The organism is Humibacter ginsengiterrae (assembly GCF_054780115.1).
In genome coordinates, this window is sequence record NZ_BAAGWY010000002.1 from 201,184 (window position 1) to 219,992 (window position 18,809).

The window sequence follows — 18,809 nt, forward strand, 5'->3', positions numbered from 1 at the left end:
AGAGGGCAGCAGGCAGAGGCGAGAGGGCAGAAAGCAGAGGCGTCAGTATTCAGCGCGACCGCGGCGCCAGTAGCCCATGAACGAGACTGCCCCGCGGTCGAAGCCGACGTCGCGCACCAGGTGGCGGCGGATGCGCTTGATCGCCGCAGCCTCGCCCGCGAGCCAGATGTAGGTGGATGCCCGCCGCACGTCGCCGTCGATGCGGCCGCCGGTGAGCGGGTCGGTGCCCGGCACCTCCCACAGAACCTGGGTCTCGATGTCGACGTCGTCCGGCTCGGTGCCGCGCATGCCGGACGAGCCGACCGGGAAAGCGGCGCACACGGCTTCGGCCAATGCCTGACCAGGCTCCGTCCCGCGCGGCACGTGCCTGAGGTCGACGTGAGCCGGCGCGTCCAGGGCGGCCAGGTCGGCGGGGTGGCGAAGCTCCGCGAACACGGTGATAGCGGCATCCGCCGGGAGTGAGGCGAGGATGCCCGCCATCGCCGGCACCGCCGTCTCGTCTCCGGCGATCACGAACCGTCGTACGCCGGCGGGAGGTATCCACCCGATCGCGCCGCGGTCGCCCTCCGCCCGCGCGTTGGGCCCCAGAATGCGCAGCGGCATCCCTGCTCGTGCCCGGAGGGCCCACGTCGCCGCGGGCCCGGCCGTCTCCTCGTGCAGCGCGAAGTCGACGTCGACCTCCGTTCCCCGGAACCCGTCGCGGCGGTCGCGGATCGTGTAGGTGCGCATCGGCGGTCGCACGTCGTCGGGCAGTGCCGACCACTGGGCGTACCACGAGGGATCCTTGGCGCGCATGGCCGGGTATCGGTCCAGCGCGTTCGGGAAGAGCAGTTTGATGCGCTGATCGAGGCCGTCCCAGGCGAATTCGTCGAGCGAGGCGCCGCCGAACGTGATGCGCACGAAAGTGGGGGAGATCCGCTCCATGGCGACGACGGTGACGTCGAACAAACGGAAAAGCGGTTCGCTCGCCGCGTCAGCATTGATGACGCGCCCGTCTCCGCCGGGCGCGTCGCGGTCGGCCGAACGCACGGTTGCGTCCGGCGCCGTACACGCCGCCTCTGCGAGCGTGTCGCGTTCGGCAGACATCGGCTGGTCGTCGGTCCCGGGCGTGTGCAGTTCAGCGGCCGACATCAGCCACCACCATCTCGGCCGACGTGAGCGGGACATCCGTTCTCGTGCGGTGCCTTCCGATCGGCACGACCAGTGGTGTCGCCGACACGGGATCGTCCACGATGGCCGCGTCGAGCCCGAAGACGTTACGGACCAGCTCGCTCGTGACGATCTCTCTCGGCGGCCCTGACGTGACGACGGCGCCGTCTTTCATCACGATCAGGTGGTCCGCGTAACGGGTGGCGAGGTTGAGCTCGTGCATCACGACCACGACCGCCGTGCCGTGATGCGCGAGGTCGGTGAGCAGGTCGAGCACGTCGATCTGGTGGGCGACGTCGAGGTAGGTGGTCGGCTCGTCGAGCAGCAGGATGTGCGGCTCCTGCGCGAGCGCCATCGCGATCCACACGCGCTGCCGCTGACCACCGGACAGCTCGTCCACACGGCGCTGCGCCAGCTCGGCCATGCCCGTAGCGGTCAGGGCGTCGGAGACCGCCTCGTCGTCGGCTGCGCTCCACGGCCTCGCCCAGGACTGGTGCGGGTAGCGGCCTCGACCGACCAACTCGGATACGGTGACCCCTTCCGGTGCGACCGGGCTCTGCGGCAGGAGCCCGACGACCCGGGCGACGGCCTTCGTCGGTGTGCGACGGATGTCTGCGCCATCGAGCAGCACGGCTCCCGACTTCGGAGCGAGCAGGCGGGCGAGTGCGCGCAGCAGGGTCGACTTGCCGCATCCGTTCGCCCCGACGATCATCGTCACGCCGCTCTCGGGCAGCCGCAGCGTGAGGTCGTCGACCACGACGCGGTCGTCATACGCGAGCGTGACGTGGTCGGCGACGAGGGTGTGCGTGGTCACGAGACTCCTCCGGAGGATGCGCTGCGGCGCCCGCCTCTGGCGAGCAGCCAGAGCAGGTAGGGGGCGCCGATCGCGCCGGTCACGACGCCGACCGGGAGCGCGACGCCGGGAATGAGGTGCTGGCCGACGAAGTCGCCGCCGAGCATGATGACGGCGCCCATCAGCGCGGACGCGGGCAGGATCAGGTGGCTCGAGCGGAGCATCCGTGAGGCGATGGGGGCTGCGAGGAACGCCACGAACGCCACCGGACCGGTCAACGAGGTGCCGACCGCGACGAGTGCCACGGCGAGCAGGATGAGCAGCACGCGGTCGCGACCCGCCTTGGCGCCGAGCGCCCTCGCGGGGTCGTCGCCGAGGCGGAGCACTTCGAGCGTTCGTCCGGAGAACAGCGCGAACGGGAGCAGCACGACGATGGCGATCGCGACGGCCGGAAGCTGATCCCACAGGCTGCGGCTGAGGCTGCCGGTGAGCCAGACCATGGCCTGTCGCGCGTCGGCGATGTCGGCGCGCGAGATGACGTAGCCGACCACCGCCTGGGCGGCCGTGCCTACGGCGATGCCGATCAGCACGAACCGGTAGCCCGTGGTGGAACGTGCGGCTGCGAGAAGGAAGATCGCTCCTGCTGTGAGCAGTGCGCCGGCGAGTGCGGCCACCGAGACGACGAATCCGGATGCCCCGAACACGGCGATCGCGATCACCGCGGCAAGGCCCGCTCCCGAGCTGATCCCGATCACATCGGGGCTGGCGAGCGTGTTGCGCAGCACCGACTGGAACAGGCATCCGGCCGCGCCGAACGCGAGCCCGACCAGCAGCCCGCCCAGAGCACGAGGCAGCCTGAGCTCGCCGACCGTGAAGCTCGCGCCAGGGACGTTCTGGCCGAGCAGCACGCGCAGCACGTCGCCGATCGGCGTGATCGTGGCGCCGATGCACAGTGTGAGCGTGACGAGCGCGAGAGCGGCAACTGCGAGGGCTGCCACGACGACCGCGTCGCGTCGCACCGTTGACCGACGGGCGCCGCGGATGCCCGCCGCCGCGGCATCCCGTGCCCTCGCGTCGAGCGGGTACCCGGCTCGTGTCTGCGCGGGGGAGGTCGCGGAGGTCGTCGTCTGCACGCTCACAGCGCCACCGCCTTGGTGCGACGAACGAGCGCGATGAGCACGGGCGCCCCGATCACGGCGACGACCACGCCGACCTCGATGGTGGACGGGCGGGCGACGAGCCGGCCGATCACGTCGGCGACGAGCAGCAGCACGCCGCCGAGCAGCGCGGATGCCGGAAGCACCCAGCGGTAGTCCGGGCCGAAGACGAGGCGGGCGGCGTGCGGAACGGCCAGGCCGACGAACGCGATAGGACCGCACATCGCGGTGGCGGCGCCGCACAGCAGCACCACCGCGATCGCCGCCAGCACTCGGGAGAGGCCGACCCGATGGCCGAGGCCGCGCGCTAGGTCATCGCCCAGCGCGAGCGCGTTGAGCGCCGGACCCTGCAGCAGAGTCAGAACCACGCCGGCCACGATGAACGGGGCGAGCAGCACGATCGTCGGCCACGATGCTGCCGAGATCGACCCGATCTGCCAGAACCGGTAGGAGTCCAGCGAGTCGACGTGCGTGAGAAGCACACCGAGCGTCAGCGACGAGGCGGCGGCGGTGACTGCGGCGCCGGCGAGAGTCAGCCCGAGCGGCGTCGCCCCCTTCCTCCCGGCCGACGCGACCGCGTAGACCACGAGTGCGGCCGCTGCTGCGCCGGCGAATGCGAACCACACCGTGCCGATAGCGCTACTGACACCGAGGAAGGTCATGCCGAGCACCACGAACAGGGCGGCTCCCGAGTTGATGCCGAGCAGTCCGGGGTCGGCGAGCGGGTTGCGGGTCACGCCCTGCATGAGCGCGCCGCCGATCCCGAGCGCGGCTCCGACCAGGATGCCCGCGACCGTCGTCGGCACTCGGCTGAGCGCTGCGGCCGCATTCATGCCCTCGTGCGCAACGTTCCGCGGTCCGGCCAGTGCCTGCCACACCTCGTGCAGCGGCACGTCCCGCACGCCGAACACGAGCGATGCCGCCGCTGCGGCCGCCAGCGCGAGCACGCACGCCGTGATCCCCGCGATCCGTACCGTGCGCGTGCGCCGCCTCACCGGGCGGCCGTGAACTGGGACGCCGGCGCGTGTTGCGGCGAGATCCGCGGCGCGTTCGGCCACGCTGGCGCCGCTGCGCCGTTCCGCGCGCGTTTCATGCACTGAAGCGGTCATCGTTCCGGTCGTCGTGTGCGGTGTGCGGACATCCGTCGCTGTCCTACCGGACCTTGTCGGCGGCTTGGGCCAGCTCAGGCACGAACTTCGGCAGCACCCACGGAATGGAGAGCACGGATGGCGCCGAGGTCGCCATGATGTCGGTCGTGTTGCTCAGCTCGACGACGGAGCCGCGCTTCACAGCCGGGATCTTGCTGAGCAGCGGGTCGTTCTTGATCAGGTCGAACGAGCCGCCGTTGTCGACGTAGATGACCGCGATGTCGGCATCCAGTGTGTCGGCCTCCTCGCTGCTGATCGTGCCGAAGAACTGCGAGCTGCCCTTCGACAGTTTCTGAATCGCCGGCGCATTCTTCAGGCCGAGGTCGTTCAGGAACCGCACGCGGGCGTCGTTCGGCGTGTAGTACGTGATGGTGCCGAGGTTCTTCGGGTCGACCCAGACGTACATGACGGTCTTGCCCTTGATCTGCGGGTACTTCGAGACCGCCGAGGCGATCTTGGCGTCGGTCTGATCGATCAGCTTCTGCGCCTGAGCCTTCTTGCCGAGCGCCTCGCCGTCGATGAGTGTGGTCTCACGCCATGGCGTGCCCCAGGCATCCTTCGGGTACGACACCGTCGGGGCGATCTTGCTGAGCGTCGTGTACTCCTGCTTCGTCAGGCCCGAGTAGGCGCCGAGGATGACGTCGGGTGCGGAGTCTGCGATCTTCTCGTACGGGATGCCGTCGCTCTCGTCGTTCAGCTGCGGCGTCTTCGCACCAGCCTTCTTCAGCGCCTGCGCCGTCCAGGGCAGTACGCCGTCGCCGTTGTCGTCGCCGTAGGTGGCCTTCGACATCGACACCGGGATGTCGCCGAGCGCGATGGCGGCGTCCTGGTTCGTCCAGCTGATCGTCGCCACCCGCTTCGGCTGGGAAGGGATGACCGTCGTGCCGTACGTGTTCTTCAGCGACACCGGGAAGGGACCGGATGCCTTCTCCGCCTCGTTCGTCGCGTTGCCTGCGGTCGCGGAACAGCCGGTCAGCACGAGGGCGGCCGCGGTGAGCACGCTGGCGACGGCGAGCCGCGATCCCCGCCGAGGCGCGCTGGAGCGGGCAGACGTGCGATTGGCGAACGGGGCGCGGAGGGTCATGCTGTCCTTCGGGTCGTGAATGGGGTCGGGCCGGCCGGTCGATCGACCAGAGTCGGCGCGCCAGCCGGCGGCAGCACGGATGCCCGCCCACAGGAGGGCGCCGAAGATGCCGTCGGCGGCGATGCCCGTTTGTCTCGAACTCTCGCCTTGCTCAGCGAAGCTCGTAGTAGGTAAGGCTTACCTAACTCGCCTAAGCCTAACTCAGGAGATGGCGGGCGGTCCAGCCCCGCAGGCCTCTCGGGTGTCCGGCGTCCGGCGTAAGTTCCTGTCTGTCCGCGGTTGCCGTTACCGCCCGCGGAAACGACAACCGCGGACAGGAAAGCGTGGATCACGCGAAACCTCCTGTCCGAATGTGTCGCTATCCCTGAGCGTGAGCGACCGCTTCGGACGGGAATTCCTGTTCGCGCTCGGGAGAAGGCTCAGTCGCGGCGGTGGAAGCCCGGCGGCAGCGCGGTGAGAGCCGGCTCGACGCGCTCGAGCCGGGCACGCTCGCCCATCAGTGCGGCGTACTCGCGGTCGCGGCGGAACGCGGCGACCGCGACGAGAAACGACTCCGCATCGGTGTTCGGCAGGGGGGAGACGAAGGGGGATGCCTCGCGGGCGAGATCCGTGGCGACGCGGGCGCGGGCATCCGGTGTCAGGGTCGCGGCGTGCCGGAGGAACTCCGCGATGCGCCGAGCTAGCCGGGGTGGCAGGGCCGCGACATCCGCAACCGTCGCCCAGGCCGCCAGGTACGCGGGCAGCGGGAGCGGCGGGGGAGGAGGCGCTGGCATCCGTTGCAGCTGTGAGTACGTTCCGGCGAGGAGGTCGCCGATGCGCTTCGAGCGCGGGCTGAGCAGGCCTGCCACGGCGGCGACGCCGCCGAACGTGAGGTAGATCTCGATGGATCCGGCGAGCGAACGTACGAACGCGTGCCGCAGCTGTTCGGCTGCACCGTCGTCGCGCACGATGCGGGCGCCGATCGCCAGCTTGCCCAGGCTGCGGCCGTGGCTGAGCGTCTCGACGGTCGTGGGCACGATCACGAACATCACGGCGACGATGACGACCTGGATGGCTGCCGTCGCCGCCGCGTCAAGCACCTTGCCGGCCGCGGCGAGCGCCCAGAACAGCAAGAGCACGACGGCGTACGTGGCGAGCGCGTCGATGATGAGGCCCGCCGCCCGCAGCACGAAGCTGGCCGCGCGGGCATCCACCCCGACGGCCTCACCGATGAGCTGCCGGTCGTCGTCGCCGTACTGCGTCAACGCCGTGTCGGCGTAGCGGGCCGGTGCCGGAGCGGCGGGTCGCGCACTGCTCGCCGCCTTGCCCGTCATGGCTACCATCTAAACAGCATGGATGCCGACGCGTACGCCACAGCCCACAGCGCCGAATGGGATCGGCTCGGCGCGCTCGCGCGACGGCGGCGGCTGGACGGCGAGACATCCGATGAGCTGATCGCTGCCTACCAGGTGGCGACCACGCAGCTGTCGGCGCTGAGCTCGGCGGATGGCGACAGCGCGTACACCGACCGGCTCGCCACCGTGATCGCGCGGGCGCGGTTGCGGTTCACCGGCGCGCGTTCCGGTGCGGCCGGTGCGATCGCCCGGTTCTTCGTGATGTCGCTGCCCGCGGCCCTGTACCGGGTGCGCTGGGTGACGCTGTGCGTCGCGCTCGGGACGGTGCTGGTGGCGGCGCTGGCCGCGTGGTGGCTCGTCGGCGACCCTCGCGCGCTCGCCGCGGTGGGCAGCACGACGGACCTGAAGCAGTACCTGAATCACGACTTCATCGACTACTACTCGCGCAACCCCGCCGCGTCGTTCGCCGGCCAGGTCTGGACGAACAACGCGTGGCTGGCGGCGCAGAGCATCGCCACGGGCATCCTCGGCGTGTACGTGCCGTACATACTGCTGCAGAACGCGGTGAACCTCGGGGTCGCGGCCGGCATCTTCGTGCACTACGACCGCACAGACGTGCTGTTCTCGTACATCCTGCCGCACGGGATGCTCGAGCTCACGTCTCTCTTCGTCGCCGCAGCCGCCGGGTTGCGCATCTTCTGGGCGTGGATCGCGCCCGGCGCCCGCACCCGCGGTCAGGCGCTCGCGCAGGAGGGCCGGGCGCTGTTCGCGATCGCGGTCGGCACCGCGATCAGCCTGTTCTGCTCCGGCCTCATCGAGGGTTTCGTGACGCCGTCCGGGCTCCCCGTGTGGGCGAAGATGGCGATCGGAGCGCTGGCGCTGGCTGCCTTCCTCGCCTACATGCTCGTGCTCGGGCGCCGTGCGGTTCTGGCCGGGGAGACCGGCGACCTCGACGACGCGGATGCCGCGACCCGCCGCCTCGTCGCCGGGTGAAACTCGTGAGCACTTCCATCGAGAGACTGCACGCCCGCCCCGAAACAGCGGGTGATTCCCACAGTCTCGGAGCGGGCGTGCAGTCTGGATGCGCAGGCGGTGCCGGTCAGCGCTTCAGGATGCCGTCGAACAGCGGCCGGAATGTGAAGCCGGCGATCAGCGCGCCGATGATGGGCGCGACGATCGTGACCCAGACCTGGGCGATGGCATCCGGACCGCCGTAGATGGCAGTCGCCAGAGCACGAGCCGGGTTGAACGAGCCGTTGGACACCGGGATGGCGATCAGCGCGACCAGCGTCAGCGTGAGACCGATGGCCAGCGGAGCGAAGCCCGCGGCCGCCCGCACATGGGTCACCCCGAGGATGACGTACAGGAAGAACGCGGTCGTCACGATCTCGATGATGAACACCGACCAGAAGCCGTACCCGCCGGGCGAGAGCACGCCGTAACCGGTGGACGCGCTCTTGAACTGCATCGTGAGGAAGTCGCCCTTCGCATCCTTCGCCCCGGTGAGGATCCAGAGGATGATGCTGGACGCCACGATTCCGCCGACGAGCTGGGCGATGATGTAGCCGATCACGTCCTGCCACGGGAACCGGCGGCCTGCCGCCAATCCCAGGGTCACGGCGGGATTGAAGTGGCCGCCGGAGATCGGTCCGAACGAGTAGGCGCCGACCACGACGGAGAGGCCGAGCGCGATCGCGACACCGAGGAATCCGACGTTCAGCCCGCCCTTGCCGGCGCTGAAGCCGGCCGCGAAGATCGCCGTGCCGACGACGGAGAACACCAGGAGGAACGTCCCGAACGCTTCGGCCGCGAGGCGAGCGCCGAGAGACGGAGAGACGGAGGCCTCCGGTGAGGCCGCCGCAGGAGTTGACTCAGACATCTTCTCTTTCCTTTGCGGTTCGAAACGGCCCGGGCAGACTCCACGCGAGGGCATGCGTCCCGGCGCCTACCAGCGACGCTAAGGGATCTCCCAGGTTCGCTGCGGCCGATTTCCCCGCATGTCGCGACACGTCGTATGACCGTTACAGACGCCCGGATGCCTTCAGCTGCAGATACCGGTCGGCCAGCGCCGGCGGCAGTTCGGCGGGCGGTGCGCTGACGACATCCGCTCCGCTGAGGCGTACCGCCTCTGCCACGCGCGCCGCGTCGAGCAGGGCGCGCTCAGCAGCGGCAGCACCGTAGAACGACTCGACGTCGGCGTGTTCGGCGGCGAGCTCGGCCACCCGGGGATCGCGCACGGATGCCACGACCACGGTGTGGGTGGCAGTGAGCTGCGGGAGTGCGGCGAGGAGGCCGGTGGAGGAGCCGGGAGCCGAGGCATCCGTGAGCAGTACGACGAGCGCGTGCCGGTGCGTGACAGCCCGCACCTGCGCAGGAGCGGCAGACCAATCGGTCTCGATCAGCTCAGGTTGCACGTCGGCCAGCGCCGTCACGAGCCGGGAGAGCAGCGCGGGTCCCTTGGCCCCCGTCACGCGGGCCCGTACGCGCCGGTCGAAGGCGACCACGTCGACGCGATCACCGCCACGATCGGCGAGAGCGGCGAGCAGCAGAGCGGACTCGAAGGCCGTGTCGAGGCGGGGTTCGTCGGCGATGCGCGCGGCCGAGGCCCTGCCGGTGTCGATCACGATCACGACGCGGCGGTCGCGCTCGGGGCGCCAGGTGCGCACCATGATGCCGGAGCCCGCACGGGCGGTGGTCGACGTGCGGGCCGTGGCACGCCAGTCGATCGACCGCACATCGTCGCCCGCGACGTACTCGCGAAGGGAGTCGAACTCGGTGCCCTCACCGCGAACCATGACCGGCGTCGACCCCTCGAGCTCACGCAGCCGGGCGATGCGCGACGCGAGGTGCTTGCGCGAATGGAACGGCGGCAGCACCCTCAGCTCCGCCTCGGACGCGAGGGTCGCCTGTCGCGACCACAATCCGAGCGGCCCGGCGGAGCGGATCGCGACGAACGCTACGCGTCGCGTGCCGCGGCGGCGGGGTGTCAGGGTGAGGGTGAGCATCCGTCGTTCGCCGGGCGGGATGTCCAGCGGTACCCGTGACGGAGACGCCCCGGCCGAGGGCTCCCAGCCGTCGCGAAGCCTGCCGCGCAGGCGGCGAGAGCCGAGATTGCTAACGAGGATCGCGCACGAAGTGGTCTCGCCCAGGCGCACGTTGGCGGGCAGGATCCTGGCCAGGATCACGCGTCGGGGAGAGGATGCTGCCAGCAAGTCGATGGCGCCCAGCACGCAGCAGAAGATGAGCCAGCAGGCGAGCGCGAGGTACGCCCCCGGCGCGGTCGCACCGAGCAGCACAACGGGAACCAGCCCCACGGCGAGGAGGGCGGCGAAGCGCCCGCTGACGGCCATCCGATTCGTCCTACAGCGGAACCTGCACCTGCTGCAGCACAGAGCGCAGGATGCCGTCGGTCGTCACGCCCTCCAGCTCGGCCTCCGGCTGCAGCTGCATGCGGTGTCGCCAGGCGGCGGGCGCCATCGCCTGCACGTGGTCGGGCGTGACGCCGGCGTACCCGCCCAGCCAGGCGTATGCCTTCGCGGCCGCCAGCAGTGCCGTCGCACCGCGCGGGCTCACGCCGAGCCGCACCGACGGGCTCTGCCTGGTGGCCCTTGCCAGGTCGACGATGTAGGCCAGCACGTCGGCGCCTGCGGCCACGCGGCGCACGTCGGCGCGGGCGTGAAGCACGCCGGCGGCGTCGATGACGGAACGGATGCCAGCAGCATCCAGTGCCCGCGGGTCGAAGCCGGCCGAGTGCCGCCGCAGCACCTCGAACTCGGCATTGCGATCGGGCAGATCGAGCACGAGCTTGAGCAGGAACCGGTCGAGCTGGGCCTCGGGGAGCGTGTACGTGCCCTCGTACTCGATCGGGTTCTGCGTCGCGGCGACGAGGAACGGCTCCGGAAGGGGCATGGTCTCGCCGTCGGCACTGACCTGGCGCTCCTCCATCGCCTCCAGCAGGGCCGCTTGCGTCTTCGGCGGCGTGCGGTTGATCTCGTCGGCCAGGAGGATGTTCGTGAACACCGGTCCGTGCCGGAAGACGAACGCGGCCGACCTGGCGTCGTACACCACGGATCCGGTCACGTCGCCCGGCATCAGATCCGGCGTGAACTGCACCCGCTTCATCCCGAGCGACAGCGAAGCGGCGAGCGATCGCACCAACAGCGTCTTCGCGACTCCCGGTACGCCCTCCAGCAGCACGTGACCGCCGGTGAGCAGCGCCACCAGCAGGCCGGTGACCGCGTCATCCTGTGCGACGACCGCCTTGGCCACCTCGGACCGCACCGCAGCGAATGCGGCTCGCGCGTCGTCCCGGTTCGAGACGTCGGGGCTGGCGGTGGTGGGGTCGGTCATCGGCATCTCTCTCGCGCGGGTGGGGCGTTTCCGTTGCGAGCCTAGCCGGGGACGTCAGAACGAGGAGGGCATGAGACGGCGGCCCGACGTTCGGTCAGGAGGTGCGGGCGGCGGCGCGCACCGTCGCCTCCAGGTCGGCGAGGCGGGCCGCGTAGTGAAGGGCTTCGGCATCCGTCTGCGGGCGGCCGTCGAGCAGCACCTCGCGCACGCGTTCGGCGGGCCACCCGGTGAGTGCGGCAGCGGATGCCGCGACCTGCTCGGCGCGCGCGTTCCGCGGCAGTCCGCACACCGACGCGATACGGCGAAGCGCCCCGACGCGCAGCGAATCGAGCGCATGCGTTCGCGCGGCTGCGGTGCGATACAGCCGCGCCCGCCCCTCCATGGTCTCGCCGGCACGCACCACGACGGGCAGATTCTCCACGACCAGCGGCCCGAAGCGCCGTCCGCGCCAGATCGCGGCGGCGACGGTCACCGCGATGAGCAGCACGATCGCCGGAGTCAGCCACCCGGGCGTCAGCTCGGCGAGTGTCGGTGCGCCGGTGGCGCGGGCATCCGCTTCGGACGGCAGGTACCAGAGAAGCGTTCGATGCTGGCCGAGGAGCCCGATGGCGAGCGCCGCGTTGCCGGTGCGCGCGATGCCCTCGTTGTTGAACAGACCGGCACCGATGGCGGTCACCGTGGCGCCACCCGTGCGGGTCTGCGCGACGGCGTACGCGCGGCCGCCGACGGGGAAGCATCCGGTCGCAGCGCCGGTCACCCGGAACGCCGTGCGCACGCCCGAGACGGTCGAGGCGTTCTGCGCGGCCACGACCGAGCATCGGGGCGAGTCGGAGCTGGATGCCTGGTCGCCCGCGAGCGTCACGCCCGGCGCTATCGTCGTCAGCTGGTCGTATCCGGGGTCGATGGCGACCACCTCCGAACCGAGGCGGAGCACCGTTCGCAGCTGCGAGGCATCCAGGATGTCATTCGGATCCGAGAGCAGCACCGTGGTGTCGTCACGGGCGGATGCCGCCTGACGCGCCGCGTCGAGCGAGCCAGCCGGGCGCACGTCGACGCCGTGCTGCGCGAGCACGCGGGCGAGCGCCTGGCCGCCCTGCTGCGCCGGATTGGACGCGCTCATCGGGTCTGTCGACGTCGACGCCAACGAGAGCTGCACGGCCGCCGCGATGCCGGAACCGACGACGAGGATGAGAACGAGCACGATCCAGCCGCGCGCCCGTTTCAGGGTCTGCCGCGGCGTGCGCGAGAGCGCGGTGGCCGTCATCGTCCAGTCCCCGGCGAGCCGACCGGCACGTCCGCGCCGATCAGTGCGGCGTGCTGCGGTGCGGTCTTGGCGAGGTCGTGATCCAGCGCGACGAGCATCGTGTAGTCGTCTGCGTTCGCCGGGCGTCCCATATAGCGCACGCCGTCGAAGAGCACGGCGGCGCGATGCAACCGGTCGGCGAATGACGGCAGCGCCAGCGAGGCCTCTATCGCGAGCTCCTGTGCGGTGGTTCCCGGCAGAAGCAGCACGATGGTGCGCTCGCCCAGCGAGCGCGCAACGGCACGGAACAGGTCGCGCACCGCCTCCTCATACCGGCTCGCGCTCGCCGCGTCGGCGGCATCCCTGCGCAGGTCGGCGATGCTGCGGCCGTCGTCCTCGTCGAACACGACCGATGCCGGCTGCTGCCTTCGCAACCGCGGCAGGCCGAATACGACGAACGCGCCGACCAGCAGCGCGGCGATGACGGCGATGCCGACGCCGGCGAGAATCCAGCCGGCGTTGCCGGAGACGTTCGACCCGAGCGAGTTGAACCACTCCGCGATCTGCTGCGCCAGCCGGTCGAACCACGTCGGCTTCGCCGCCTGGTACTCCGGCTTCGCCAGCTCGTGCCGTAGCCACTGCTGCGCCGTTGGGCCGTCCGGGCTCAGTGGCGGGGCATCCGCGAGTCGCACCAGCACCGCCGCCGGCACGAACTGCACGATCCCGCCGATCACGGGCGTACTGCGGCCCAGGCGGGCGTCGCGAACGGGTCGCGGGCATCCGGGATGCCTCCGGCGCGCTCGTCCACCACCCGGCGCAGATCGGCGTCGAGGCCCTCGCGGCGCATCCGCAGGTCGAGGTACACGGTCGTCGCGGTCGCGGCCTCCACCACGGAGGTGACCGAGCCGATGAGGGTTCCGACGATGAGCGAGATCACGTAGTAGACGACGGTGACGACGATCGCGTTGCCGGTCTGGAGTGACCCGGTCGGGCTGATCACCGTGATCACGATGTAGTAGATGGCCTGCAGCGGAATCGTGACGATCGAACTGGCGACCGAGCACACGACGGTGACCAGGGCGAGCGTGCCGAACGTGCGCCAGAACGATCGCTCCGTGAGACGCCAGGAGCGCGCGACCGCGGCGAACACGTTCGTCTTCTCGATCACGATGACACTCGGGGTGAGCGCCGTCTTCGTTCCGATCCAGATCCAGAGCGCGGCGAGCCCGCACAAGGCGAACACGGCGAAGAGCACGGTCGCGAGCCAGCCGCCCGCTGCTGCAGAGGCCACGGCCGCCGCGGCGACGAGCGCGAAGGATGCTGTCACGGCTGCCGCCAGCAGCACCGTCCAGCCGATCAGTCGCCACCGGTGACCGCGGGTGGCGCGCCACAGTGCGCGCAAGGTCAGCCTCTCGCCGAGCGCGCCGCGTGACACCTCAGAGGCCACCAGCCCCTGCACCAGTGCCGTGCCTATCAGGGAGATCACCACGGAGACCAGCAGGGCCGCGATCAGCAGGGCGATGCTTCCCGCGGTGATCAGCTGCATGTCGGAGCGGGAGCTCTGATCGGTCGTCGCGATGCGCAGAACGGCGAAGACCGCCGTGAGCCCCACCACGAGCACGGTCGCGAACGTGGAGATGAGCCGCACGATAAGCGCGCCGCCCACCGTGGCGCGCGGGTTGTGCCGCAGCACCCGGAACGGTGTGCCGAAAAGCGTTCCGAACGGAAGCGGCCGCAGCGGGAAAAGGCCGGGTCTGGACGGCGGTGTCCAGCCGGCGGCGCCTGGCTGCTGCCACGCAGGCTGCTGCTGGCCGGCTGATTCGGTCTGCTGCCAGCCGGGTTGCCACGCGGGCCGTTGCCAACCCTGCTGGTCCCACTGGGGCTGCTGCCAGCTTTGCCGCCCATCGGGCTGCTGCCCGTTTTGCTGCCCGTACACCGGGGGAGCCGTCGGCGGCGCCCACGACGCAGGCGCCGTCCACGCTGGTCGCGATTCGCCCTCGGCCCCCGGGCGCTGACCATCCGGATCGGGTGCACCCGGATCGTGGGAGTCGCTCACCGCTGATTACCTGCCGCCGAAGTCGATGCTGGAGTCCACTCATCCTGGCACAACGCCCGAACAGGGGGCGACGGAACGGCGTGGAGCTCCGGGGAACCCCTGCACCGTGTCGACTACTCTTGTGCCATGGTCTCGCCCGCGTGGTCGCCTTCCGCGGGCACAGAAGAGGAATCAGGACCCCTGACTGGCATGAACGCGAAAATCCTGGTGGTCGACGACGACACCGCCTTGGCCGAGATGATCGGCATCGTGTTGCGCACTGAGGGCTTCGAGCCGAGCTTCTGCGCCGACGGAGCCATCGCGATCGACAGCTTCCACGCGACCAAACCCGATCTCATCCTGCTCGATCTGATGCTGCCGGGAATGGACGGCATCGAAGTGTGCTCGCGCATCCGGTCCGAATCCGGCGTGCCGATCATCATGCTGACCGCCAAGTCCGACACCGCTGACGTGGTCAAGGGCCTGGAGTCCGGCGCCGACGACTACATGGTCAAGCCGTTCAACCCCAAAGAGCTGGTGGCGCGCATCCGCACCCGGCTGCGTCCCTACGTCTCCGCACCCGCGGACGATACCCTGCGCGTCGGCGATCTCGAGATCGACGTGGCCGCGCACGAGGTGCGCAGGGGAGAGGCGCGCATCAACCTCACGCCGCTGGAGTTCGATCTGCTGATCGCGCTCGCCTCCAAGCCGCAGCAGGTGTTCACCCGCGAGATGCTGCTCGAGCAGGTCTGGGGCTACCACTACAAGGCCGACACCAGACTGGTGAACGTGCACGTGCAGCGGCTGCGGGCGAAGGTGGAGGAAGACCCCGACAACCCGAAGATCGTCATGACCGTGCGCGGTGTCGGCTACCGCGCCGGCGCCACACCCTGACGGTCGCCCCATGCTCTTCGGCGTCGACTGGCGACGGTGGCGGGAGTGGCCAGCCCGTTTCGCGCACGTGTGGCGCACCTCGCTGCAGTTCCGCACCGTGCTGCTGACCGTGGCTCTCACCGGGGCCGCGGTGCTGGTCGCCGGCTTTCTGGTCTCGTTCATCGTCGGCAACGGCCTGTATCAGTCCAGGCTCGACCAGGCCTACCACGACTCGGCTCGGGCCACGACGGAGGCGCAGAAGAAGCTGGATGCATCCGACGCCACCGATCCCGAAGCGATCGACAACCTGTTCCTCCAGGTGTTCGGCGACATCAAGAACTCGACGACGAGCGGTCTCGTGGCATCCTTCCGCGTCCCCGGCCAGGGGATCGACGCTGCGGCCCCCGTCGGCGTCTCGACGTTCGGCTCCGGTCGTGACGTGATCACCAAGGATCTGAGCAAGGCCGTGCAGTCGGCCCCGCACTCGGTGTTCGCGCAGTCGGTCGCCCTGCCGTCGTCCGACGGCTCGACGCATCCGGGAATCGTGGTCGGATCGCAACTGCAGCTGCCCTCCGCCGGCCGCTACGAGCTCTACATCGGCTACGACCTGTCGGACTCCGAGCAGACCCTCCTGTTCGTCCAGCACACTCTGCTCATCGTCGGGCTCGTGCTGCTGCTGCTCATCGCCGGCATCACCTACCTGGTGGTCCGGCTCATCGTCACCCCGATCCGCGTCGCCGCGCAGACCAGTCAGCGGCTCGCGGACGGCGACCTCGAGGTGCGTATGCCGATCGCGAACGAAGACGCGTTCGCGACACTCGCGCGCTCGTTCAACGGAATGGCGGATGCCCTGCAACGGCAGATCACGCAACTCGCGACGCTCTCGCAACTGCAGCAGCGTTTCGTCAGCGACGTCTCGCACGAACTGCGTACGCCGCTGACCACGATCCGCCTGGCCGGTGACGTGATCTACGACCAGCGCGAGGACTTCCCACCGGCCACGGCCCGCACGGCGGAACTGCTGCACGCGCAGGTCGAGCGGTTCGACCGGCTGCTCTCCGATCTGCTGGAGATCAGCAGGTATGACGCGGGATCGGTGGTGCTCGAGCTCGAGCCCACCAACCTCGTGCGGCTGGCCGAAGAAGCCGTCGACGACATGCGGCCGCTGGCGGTGACGAACGGTTCCGAGGTGCGCCTGGAGGCGCCCGGCGGCTACTTCGAGGTGGAGATGGACCCGAGGCGTGTTCGCCGCGTGCTGCGCAACCTGCTCGGCAACGCCATCGAGCACGGCGAGGGCAAGTCCATCGTCGTGACGGTGGACAGTAATCAGTCCGCGGTGGCGCTCTCGGTTCGCGACTACGGCCTCGGCATGACCGAGCGCGAGGTCGCGCACGTGTTCGACCGGTTCTGGCGCGCCGACCCGTCGCGCAAGCGCACCATCGGCGGAACGGGGCTGGGTCTTGCCATCTCGCTCGAAGATGCGGCGAAGCACGACGGGTGGCTGGATGTCTGGTCCAGCCCGCACGAGGGGTCGAACTTCCGCCTCACCCTGCCTCGTGTACCCGGGGAACCGATCGCGTCCTCTCCGATCCCGCTGGCACCGTCGGATGCCCCGCGCGACGCGGAGGACCGTCCGATCGGCCATGAGCTGATCGGTGCCCAGCACGACGGCGACGACAACGGAAACGGAACGTCGGGAGGCAACGGCCGGGCATCCGGCCGCGAACGCCGGAACGCTTGGTGGCGCGGTGACAGTCGCAAGCAGGACGCGCACGCCAACGGACGTGACGGGCGAGGAAACGGACGCGAGGGGACGGTGAAGGCATGAGGGGCGACGGCACGACGAGGGCGGCGAACGGAACGGGACGCAGGCGCGGGCTGCGGGCATCCGTCGTCGCCATGGCCGTGCTTGCGCTCATCGCCGGATGCGCACAGATACCGCGCACCAGTGCCGTCAAAGAGGTCGGTCCGATCAGCGCCCAGAACGACGGACTCGGCCAGGTGGACTTCCTGCCCAGCGGGCCAGCGCCAGGGGCGACACAGGACGAAATCCTGAAGGGCTTCATCCAGGCGCAGGTGTCACCGCAGAGCGACTACCAGGTGGCCCGCGACTTCCTCGCGACGAGCTTCCGCAGCAAGTGGAACCCCGACGCATCGGTCACGGTCGACACCGGCTCCGACCGCGACTATGAACCCGCCGGCGGCAACCAGATCATGCTCACGCTCACGCCGGTTGCGTTCGTCGACGCCGACGGCACCTACAGCAGGGCCGAGTCGTCCACGGGCATCCAGCAGCAGTACACGTTCGTCAAGAACGACGGGCAGTGGCGCATCGCCAAGGCGCCGAACGGTGTCATCATCGACAGCTCCCGGTTCCCGAGCGTCTTCGCGCCGCATCCGCTTTATTTCTTCAGCCCCGATCTCGCCTATCTGGTGCCCGACGAGCGCTGGTTCCCGAACTCACCCGCCTCGCTGCAGACGCGCGTGGTCAAGGAGCTGGTGCAGGGCCCGGCGAGCTGGCTGTCCGGCGCCTACGTCAGCGCGTTCCCGCAGGGATCGCAGCTCACCTCCGACTCGGTCACGGTCAACGGCGGCGAGGCCGATGTCGACCTGAACAGCACGGCCGGAGCGGTGGATGCCACCACCCTCGCGCGCATGCAGCTGCAGCTCTCGGAATCGCTGGCCTCGGTCGCCGGCATCAATAACGTGCGCATCTCGATCGAGGGCGTGCAGCGCCCGGTGTCGAACGCGCTCTCACCGCAACCCGTTCAGAATCCGGTGGTGGATTCCAACGCACTCGTACTTCGTGGCGGCAAGTTCGGGCTGCTCTCCGGGGCAACCGTGACGGAGATCCCGGATGTCTCGACCAAGGTCGAACAGCTCGCACCGCGTGCCGCGACGCTCTCCGCCGACCACCGAACGGCCGTGGTGCTGGGCCAGAACGCCAGCTGGGTGGTGCGGGCCGACACGGATGATCCGGTACAACTCGACACAAGGCCCGGCCTAGTGGCTCCCACGCTCGATCCGCAGGGGTACGCATGGAGCGCCACGAGCGGGGCGCCGTCCGAGTTCGTGGTGCTGGGAGCCTCGGGTACGCCGGTGACGCTCACGGCGACCTGGCCGGATGCCCGCTCGCTCGTGGCGATCGCGATGTCGCGCGATGGCACGCGGCTCGCGGCGCTCGTGCGCACCGACTCCGGAACCGACATCATGGTGGCCGGGGTGGTGCGCAGCTCCAGCGGCCGGCCTGAGAGCGTGGCCACCCCGATCGACCTGGGATCGGTAGCCGGCGGCTCCGCGACCTCCCTCAGCTGGTTGGACGACCTCACCCTCGGCGCCCTGGCCACCGGATCAGGCGGGGAGAGCTCGATCGATGTGCAGACCGTCGGTGGCGACTCGCAGCCGGCCCCCGGTCCCAGCAACGGCGTCAGCCTGGGCCCCGTCGGCTCCACGCCGTACTACTGGGTGCTCACCTCTGACGGCTCGCTGCAATGGCCGCGCGGAACCGGCTGGCAGCAACGCGCGGACGGCGTGCAGTTCATCGGGCAGCAGCTCGGCAAACCGCAGTGACGCTGGGCGACGGCCGGCTGCGGTTCCTCGCCGTCCGTCCGCTCTCCGTCCCCAGTCTCGGCACCGGATCAGC

Annotated in this window: 16 protein-coding genes; 4 read left to right on the forward strand and 12 right to left on the reverse strand. The window is 70.0% G+C overall.

The window, feature by feature from the left end:
- Window positions 1-42 precede the first annotated feature (42 nt).
- The 6 genes from ACYVII_RS03430 to ACYVII_RS03455 form a co-directional block, all read right to left on the reverse strand.
- Window positions 43-1,131 (reverse strand): siderophore-interacting protein, encoded by a 1,089-nt coding sequence (locus ACYVII_RS03430; RefSeq protein WP_460531021.1) that lies wholly within the window; start codon window positions 1,129-1,131, stop codon window positions 43-45.
- A complete protein-coding gene (locus tag ACYVII_RS03435) occupies window positions 1,118-1,963 on the reverse strand; it encodes an ABC transporter ATP-binding protein (protein ID WP_460531024.1) in 846 nt (281 codons plus the stop codon). The genes ACYVII_RS03430 and ACYVII_RS03435 overlap by 14 nt, the downstream gene beginning before the upstream one ends.
- A complete protein-coding gene (locus ACYVII_RS03440; protein WP_460531027.1) occupies window positions 1,960-3,081 on the reverse strand; it encodes a FecCD family ABC transporter permease in 1,122 nt (373 codons plus the stop codon). The genes ACYVII_RS03435 and ACYVII_RS03440 overlap by 4 nt, the downstream gene beginning before the upstream one ends.
- A complete protein-coding gene (locus ACYVII_RS03445) occupies window positions 3,078-4,196 on the reverse strand; it encodes a FecCD family ABC transporter permease (RefSeq protein WP_460531030.1) in 1,119 nt (372 codons plus the stop codon). Before ACYVII_RS03445 ends, ACYVII_RS03440 begins: the two co-directional genes overlap by 4 nt.
- 55 nt (window positions 4,197-4,251) lie before the next feature.
- Window positions 4,252-5,331: an iron-siderophore ABC transporter substrate-binding protein gene (locus tag ACYVII_RS03450; RefSeq protein ID WP_460531033.1), complete on the reverse strand. Its 1,080-nt coding sequence runs from the start codon at window positions 5,329-5,331 to the stop codon at window positions 4,252-4,254.
- Window positions 5,332-5,750: 419 nt separating this feature from the next.
- On the reverse strand, window positions 5,751-6,653 hold the full coding sequence (locus ACYVII_RS03455; protein WP_460531036.1) for an RDD family protein: 903 nt from the start codon (window positions 6,651-6,653) through the stop codon (window positions 5,751-5,753).
- Window positions 6,654-6,662: 9 nt separating this feature from the next.
- Between ACYVII_RS03455 and ACYVII_RS03460 the strand changes: the two genes are divergently transcribed.
- Window positions 6,663-7,658 carry a stage II sporulation protein M gene (locus ACYVII_RS03460; RefSeq protein ID WP_460531039.1) on the forward strand — a complete coding sequence of 332 codons (996 nt, stop codon included), beginning with the start codon at window positions 6,663-6,665 and terminating at the stop codon, window positions 7,656-7,658.
- Window positions 7,659-7,764: 106 nt separating this feature from the next.
- On the opposite strand, the gene ACYVII_RS03465 is transcribed toward ACYVII_RS03460, so the two are convergent.
- From ACYVII_RS03465 to ACYVII_RS03490, 6 genes are all read right to left on the reverse strand, one after another.
- Complete coding sequence (locus ACYVII_RS03465) at window positions 7,765-8,544, reverse strand: MIP/aquaporin family protein (protein ID WP_460531042.1); 780 nt, start codon at window positions 8,542-8,544, stop codon at window positions 7,765-7,767.
- A gap of 142 nt (window positions 8,545-8,686) precedes the next feature.
- On the reverse strand, window positions 8,687-10,015 hold the full coding sequence (locus tag ACYVII_RS03470; RefSeq protein ID WP_460531045.1) for a DUF58 domain-containing protein: 1,329 nt from the start codon (window positions 10,013-10,015) through the stop codon (window positions 8,687-8,689).
- 10 nt (window positions 10,016-10,025) lie between these two features.
- Complete coding sequence (locus tag ACYVII_RS03475; protein ID WP_460531048.1) at window positions 10,026-11,015, reverse strand: AAA family ATPase; 990 nt, start codon at window positions 11,013-11,015, stop codon at window positions 10,026-10,028.
- Between the two features lie 94 nt (window positions 11,016-11,109).
- Window positions 11,110-12,279, reverse strand: a complete 1,170-nt coding sequence (locus tag ACYVII_RS03480; protein WP_460531051.1) for a DUF4350 domain-containing protein — start codon at window positions 12,277-12,279, stop codon at window positions 11,110-11,112.
- A complete protein-coding gene (locus ACYVII_RS03485) occupies window positions 12,276-12,992 on the reverse strand; it encodes a DUF4129 domain-containing protein (RefSeq protein ID WP_460531054.1) in 717 nt (238 codons plus the stop codon). Before ACYVII_RS03485 ends, ACYVII_RS03480 begins: the two co-directional genes overlap by 4 nt.
- Window positions 12,989-14,314, reverse strand: coding sequence for a hypothetical protein (locus tag ACYVII_RS03490; protein WP_460531057.1), 1,326 nt, complete (start codon window positions 14,312-14,314; stop codon window positions 12,989-12,991). The genes ACYVII_RS03485 and ACYVII_RS03490 overlap by 4 nt, the downstream gene beginning before the upstream one ends.
- 189 nt (window positions 14,315-14,503) lie before the next feature.
- Between ACYVII_RS03490 and mtrA the strand changes: the two genes are divergently transcribed.
- From mtrA to ACYVII_RS03505, 3 genes are read left to right on the forward strand one after another with little or no spacing between them, the layout of a single operon-like run.
- Window positions 14,504-15,187: an MtrAB system response regulator MtrA gene (gene mtrA, locus ACYVII_RS03495; protein WP_460531060.1), complete on the forward strand. Its 684-nt coding sequence runs from the start codon at window positions 14,504-14,506 to the stop codon at window positions 15,185-15,187.
- 10 nt (window positions 15,188-15,197) lie between these two features.
- Entirely contained in the window at window positions 15,198-16,994 is a 1,797-nt protein-coding gene (mtrB, locus tag ACYVII_RS03500) for an MtrAB system histidine kinase MtrB (RefSeq protein WP_460531063.1), read from the forward strand.
- On the forward strand, window positions 16,991-18,736 hold the full coding sequence (locus tag ACYVII_RS03505) for a GerMN domain-containing protein (RefSeq protein WP_460531066.1): 1,746 nt from the start codon (window positions 16,991-16,993) through the stop codon (window positions 18,734-18,736). Before mtrB ends, ACYVII_RS03505 begins: the two co-directional genes overlap by 4 nt.
- Window positions 18,737-18,809 lie beyond the last annotated feature (73 nt).

Bases quoted from the DNA above. Each gene is read 5' to 3' on its own strand.
- ACYVII_RS03480 (WP_460531051.1), bottom strand. From the start codon at position 12,279: ATGACGGCCACCGCGCTCTCGCGCACGCCGCGGCAGACCCTGAAACGG.
- ACYVII_RS03505 (WP_460531066.1), top strand. From the start codon at position 16,991: ATGAGGGGCGACGGCACGACGAGGGCGGCGAACGGAACGGGACGCAGG.
- mtrB (WP_460531063.1), top strand. From the start codon at position 15,198: ATGCTCTTCGGCGTCGACTGGCGACGGTGGCGGGAGTGGCCAGCCCGT.
- ACYVII_RS03465 (WP_460531042.1), bottom strand. From the start codon at position 8,544: ATGTCTGAGTCAACTCCTGCGGCGGCCTCACCGGAGGCCTCCGTCTCT.
- mtrA (WP_460531060.1), top strand. From the start codon at position 14,504: ATGAACGCGAAAATCCTGGTGGTCGACGACGACACCGCCTTGGCCGAG.
- ACYVII_RS03475 (WP_460531048.1), bottom strand. From the start codon at position 11,015: ATGACCGACCCCACCACCGCCAGCCCCGACGTCTCGAACCGGGACGAC.
- ACYVII_RS03470 (WP_460531045.1), bottom strand. From the start codon at position 10,015: ATGGCCGTCAGCGGGCGCTTCGCCGCCCTCCTCGCCGTGGGGCTGGTT.
- ACYVII_RS03450 (WP_460531033.1), bottom strand. From the start codon at position 5,331: ATGACCCTCCGCGCCCCGTTCGCCAATCGCACGTCTGCCCGCTCCAGC.
- ACYVII_RS03460 (WP_460531039.1), top strand. From the start codon at position 6,663: ATGGATGCCGACGCGTACGCCACAGCCCACAGCGCCGAATGGGATCGG.
- ACYVII_RS03430 (WP_460531021.1), bottom strand. From the start codon at position 1,131: ATGTCGGCCGCTGAACTGCACACGCCCGGGACCGACGACCAGCCGATG.
- ACYVII_RS03455 (WP_460531036.1), bottom strand. From the start codon at position 6,653: ATGGTAGCCATGACGGGCAAGGCGGCGAGCAGTGCGCGACCCGCCGCT.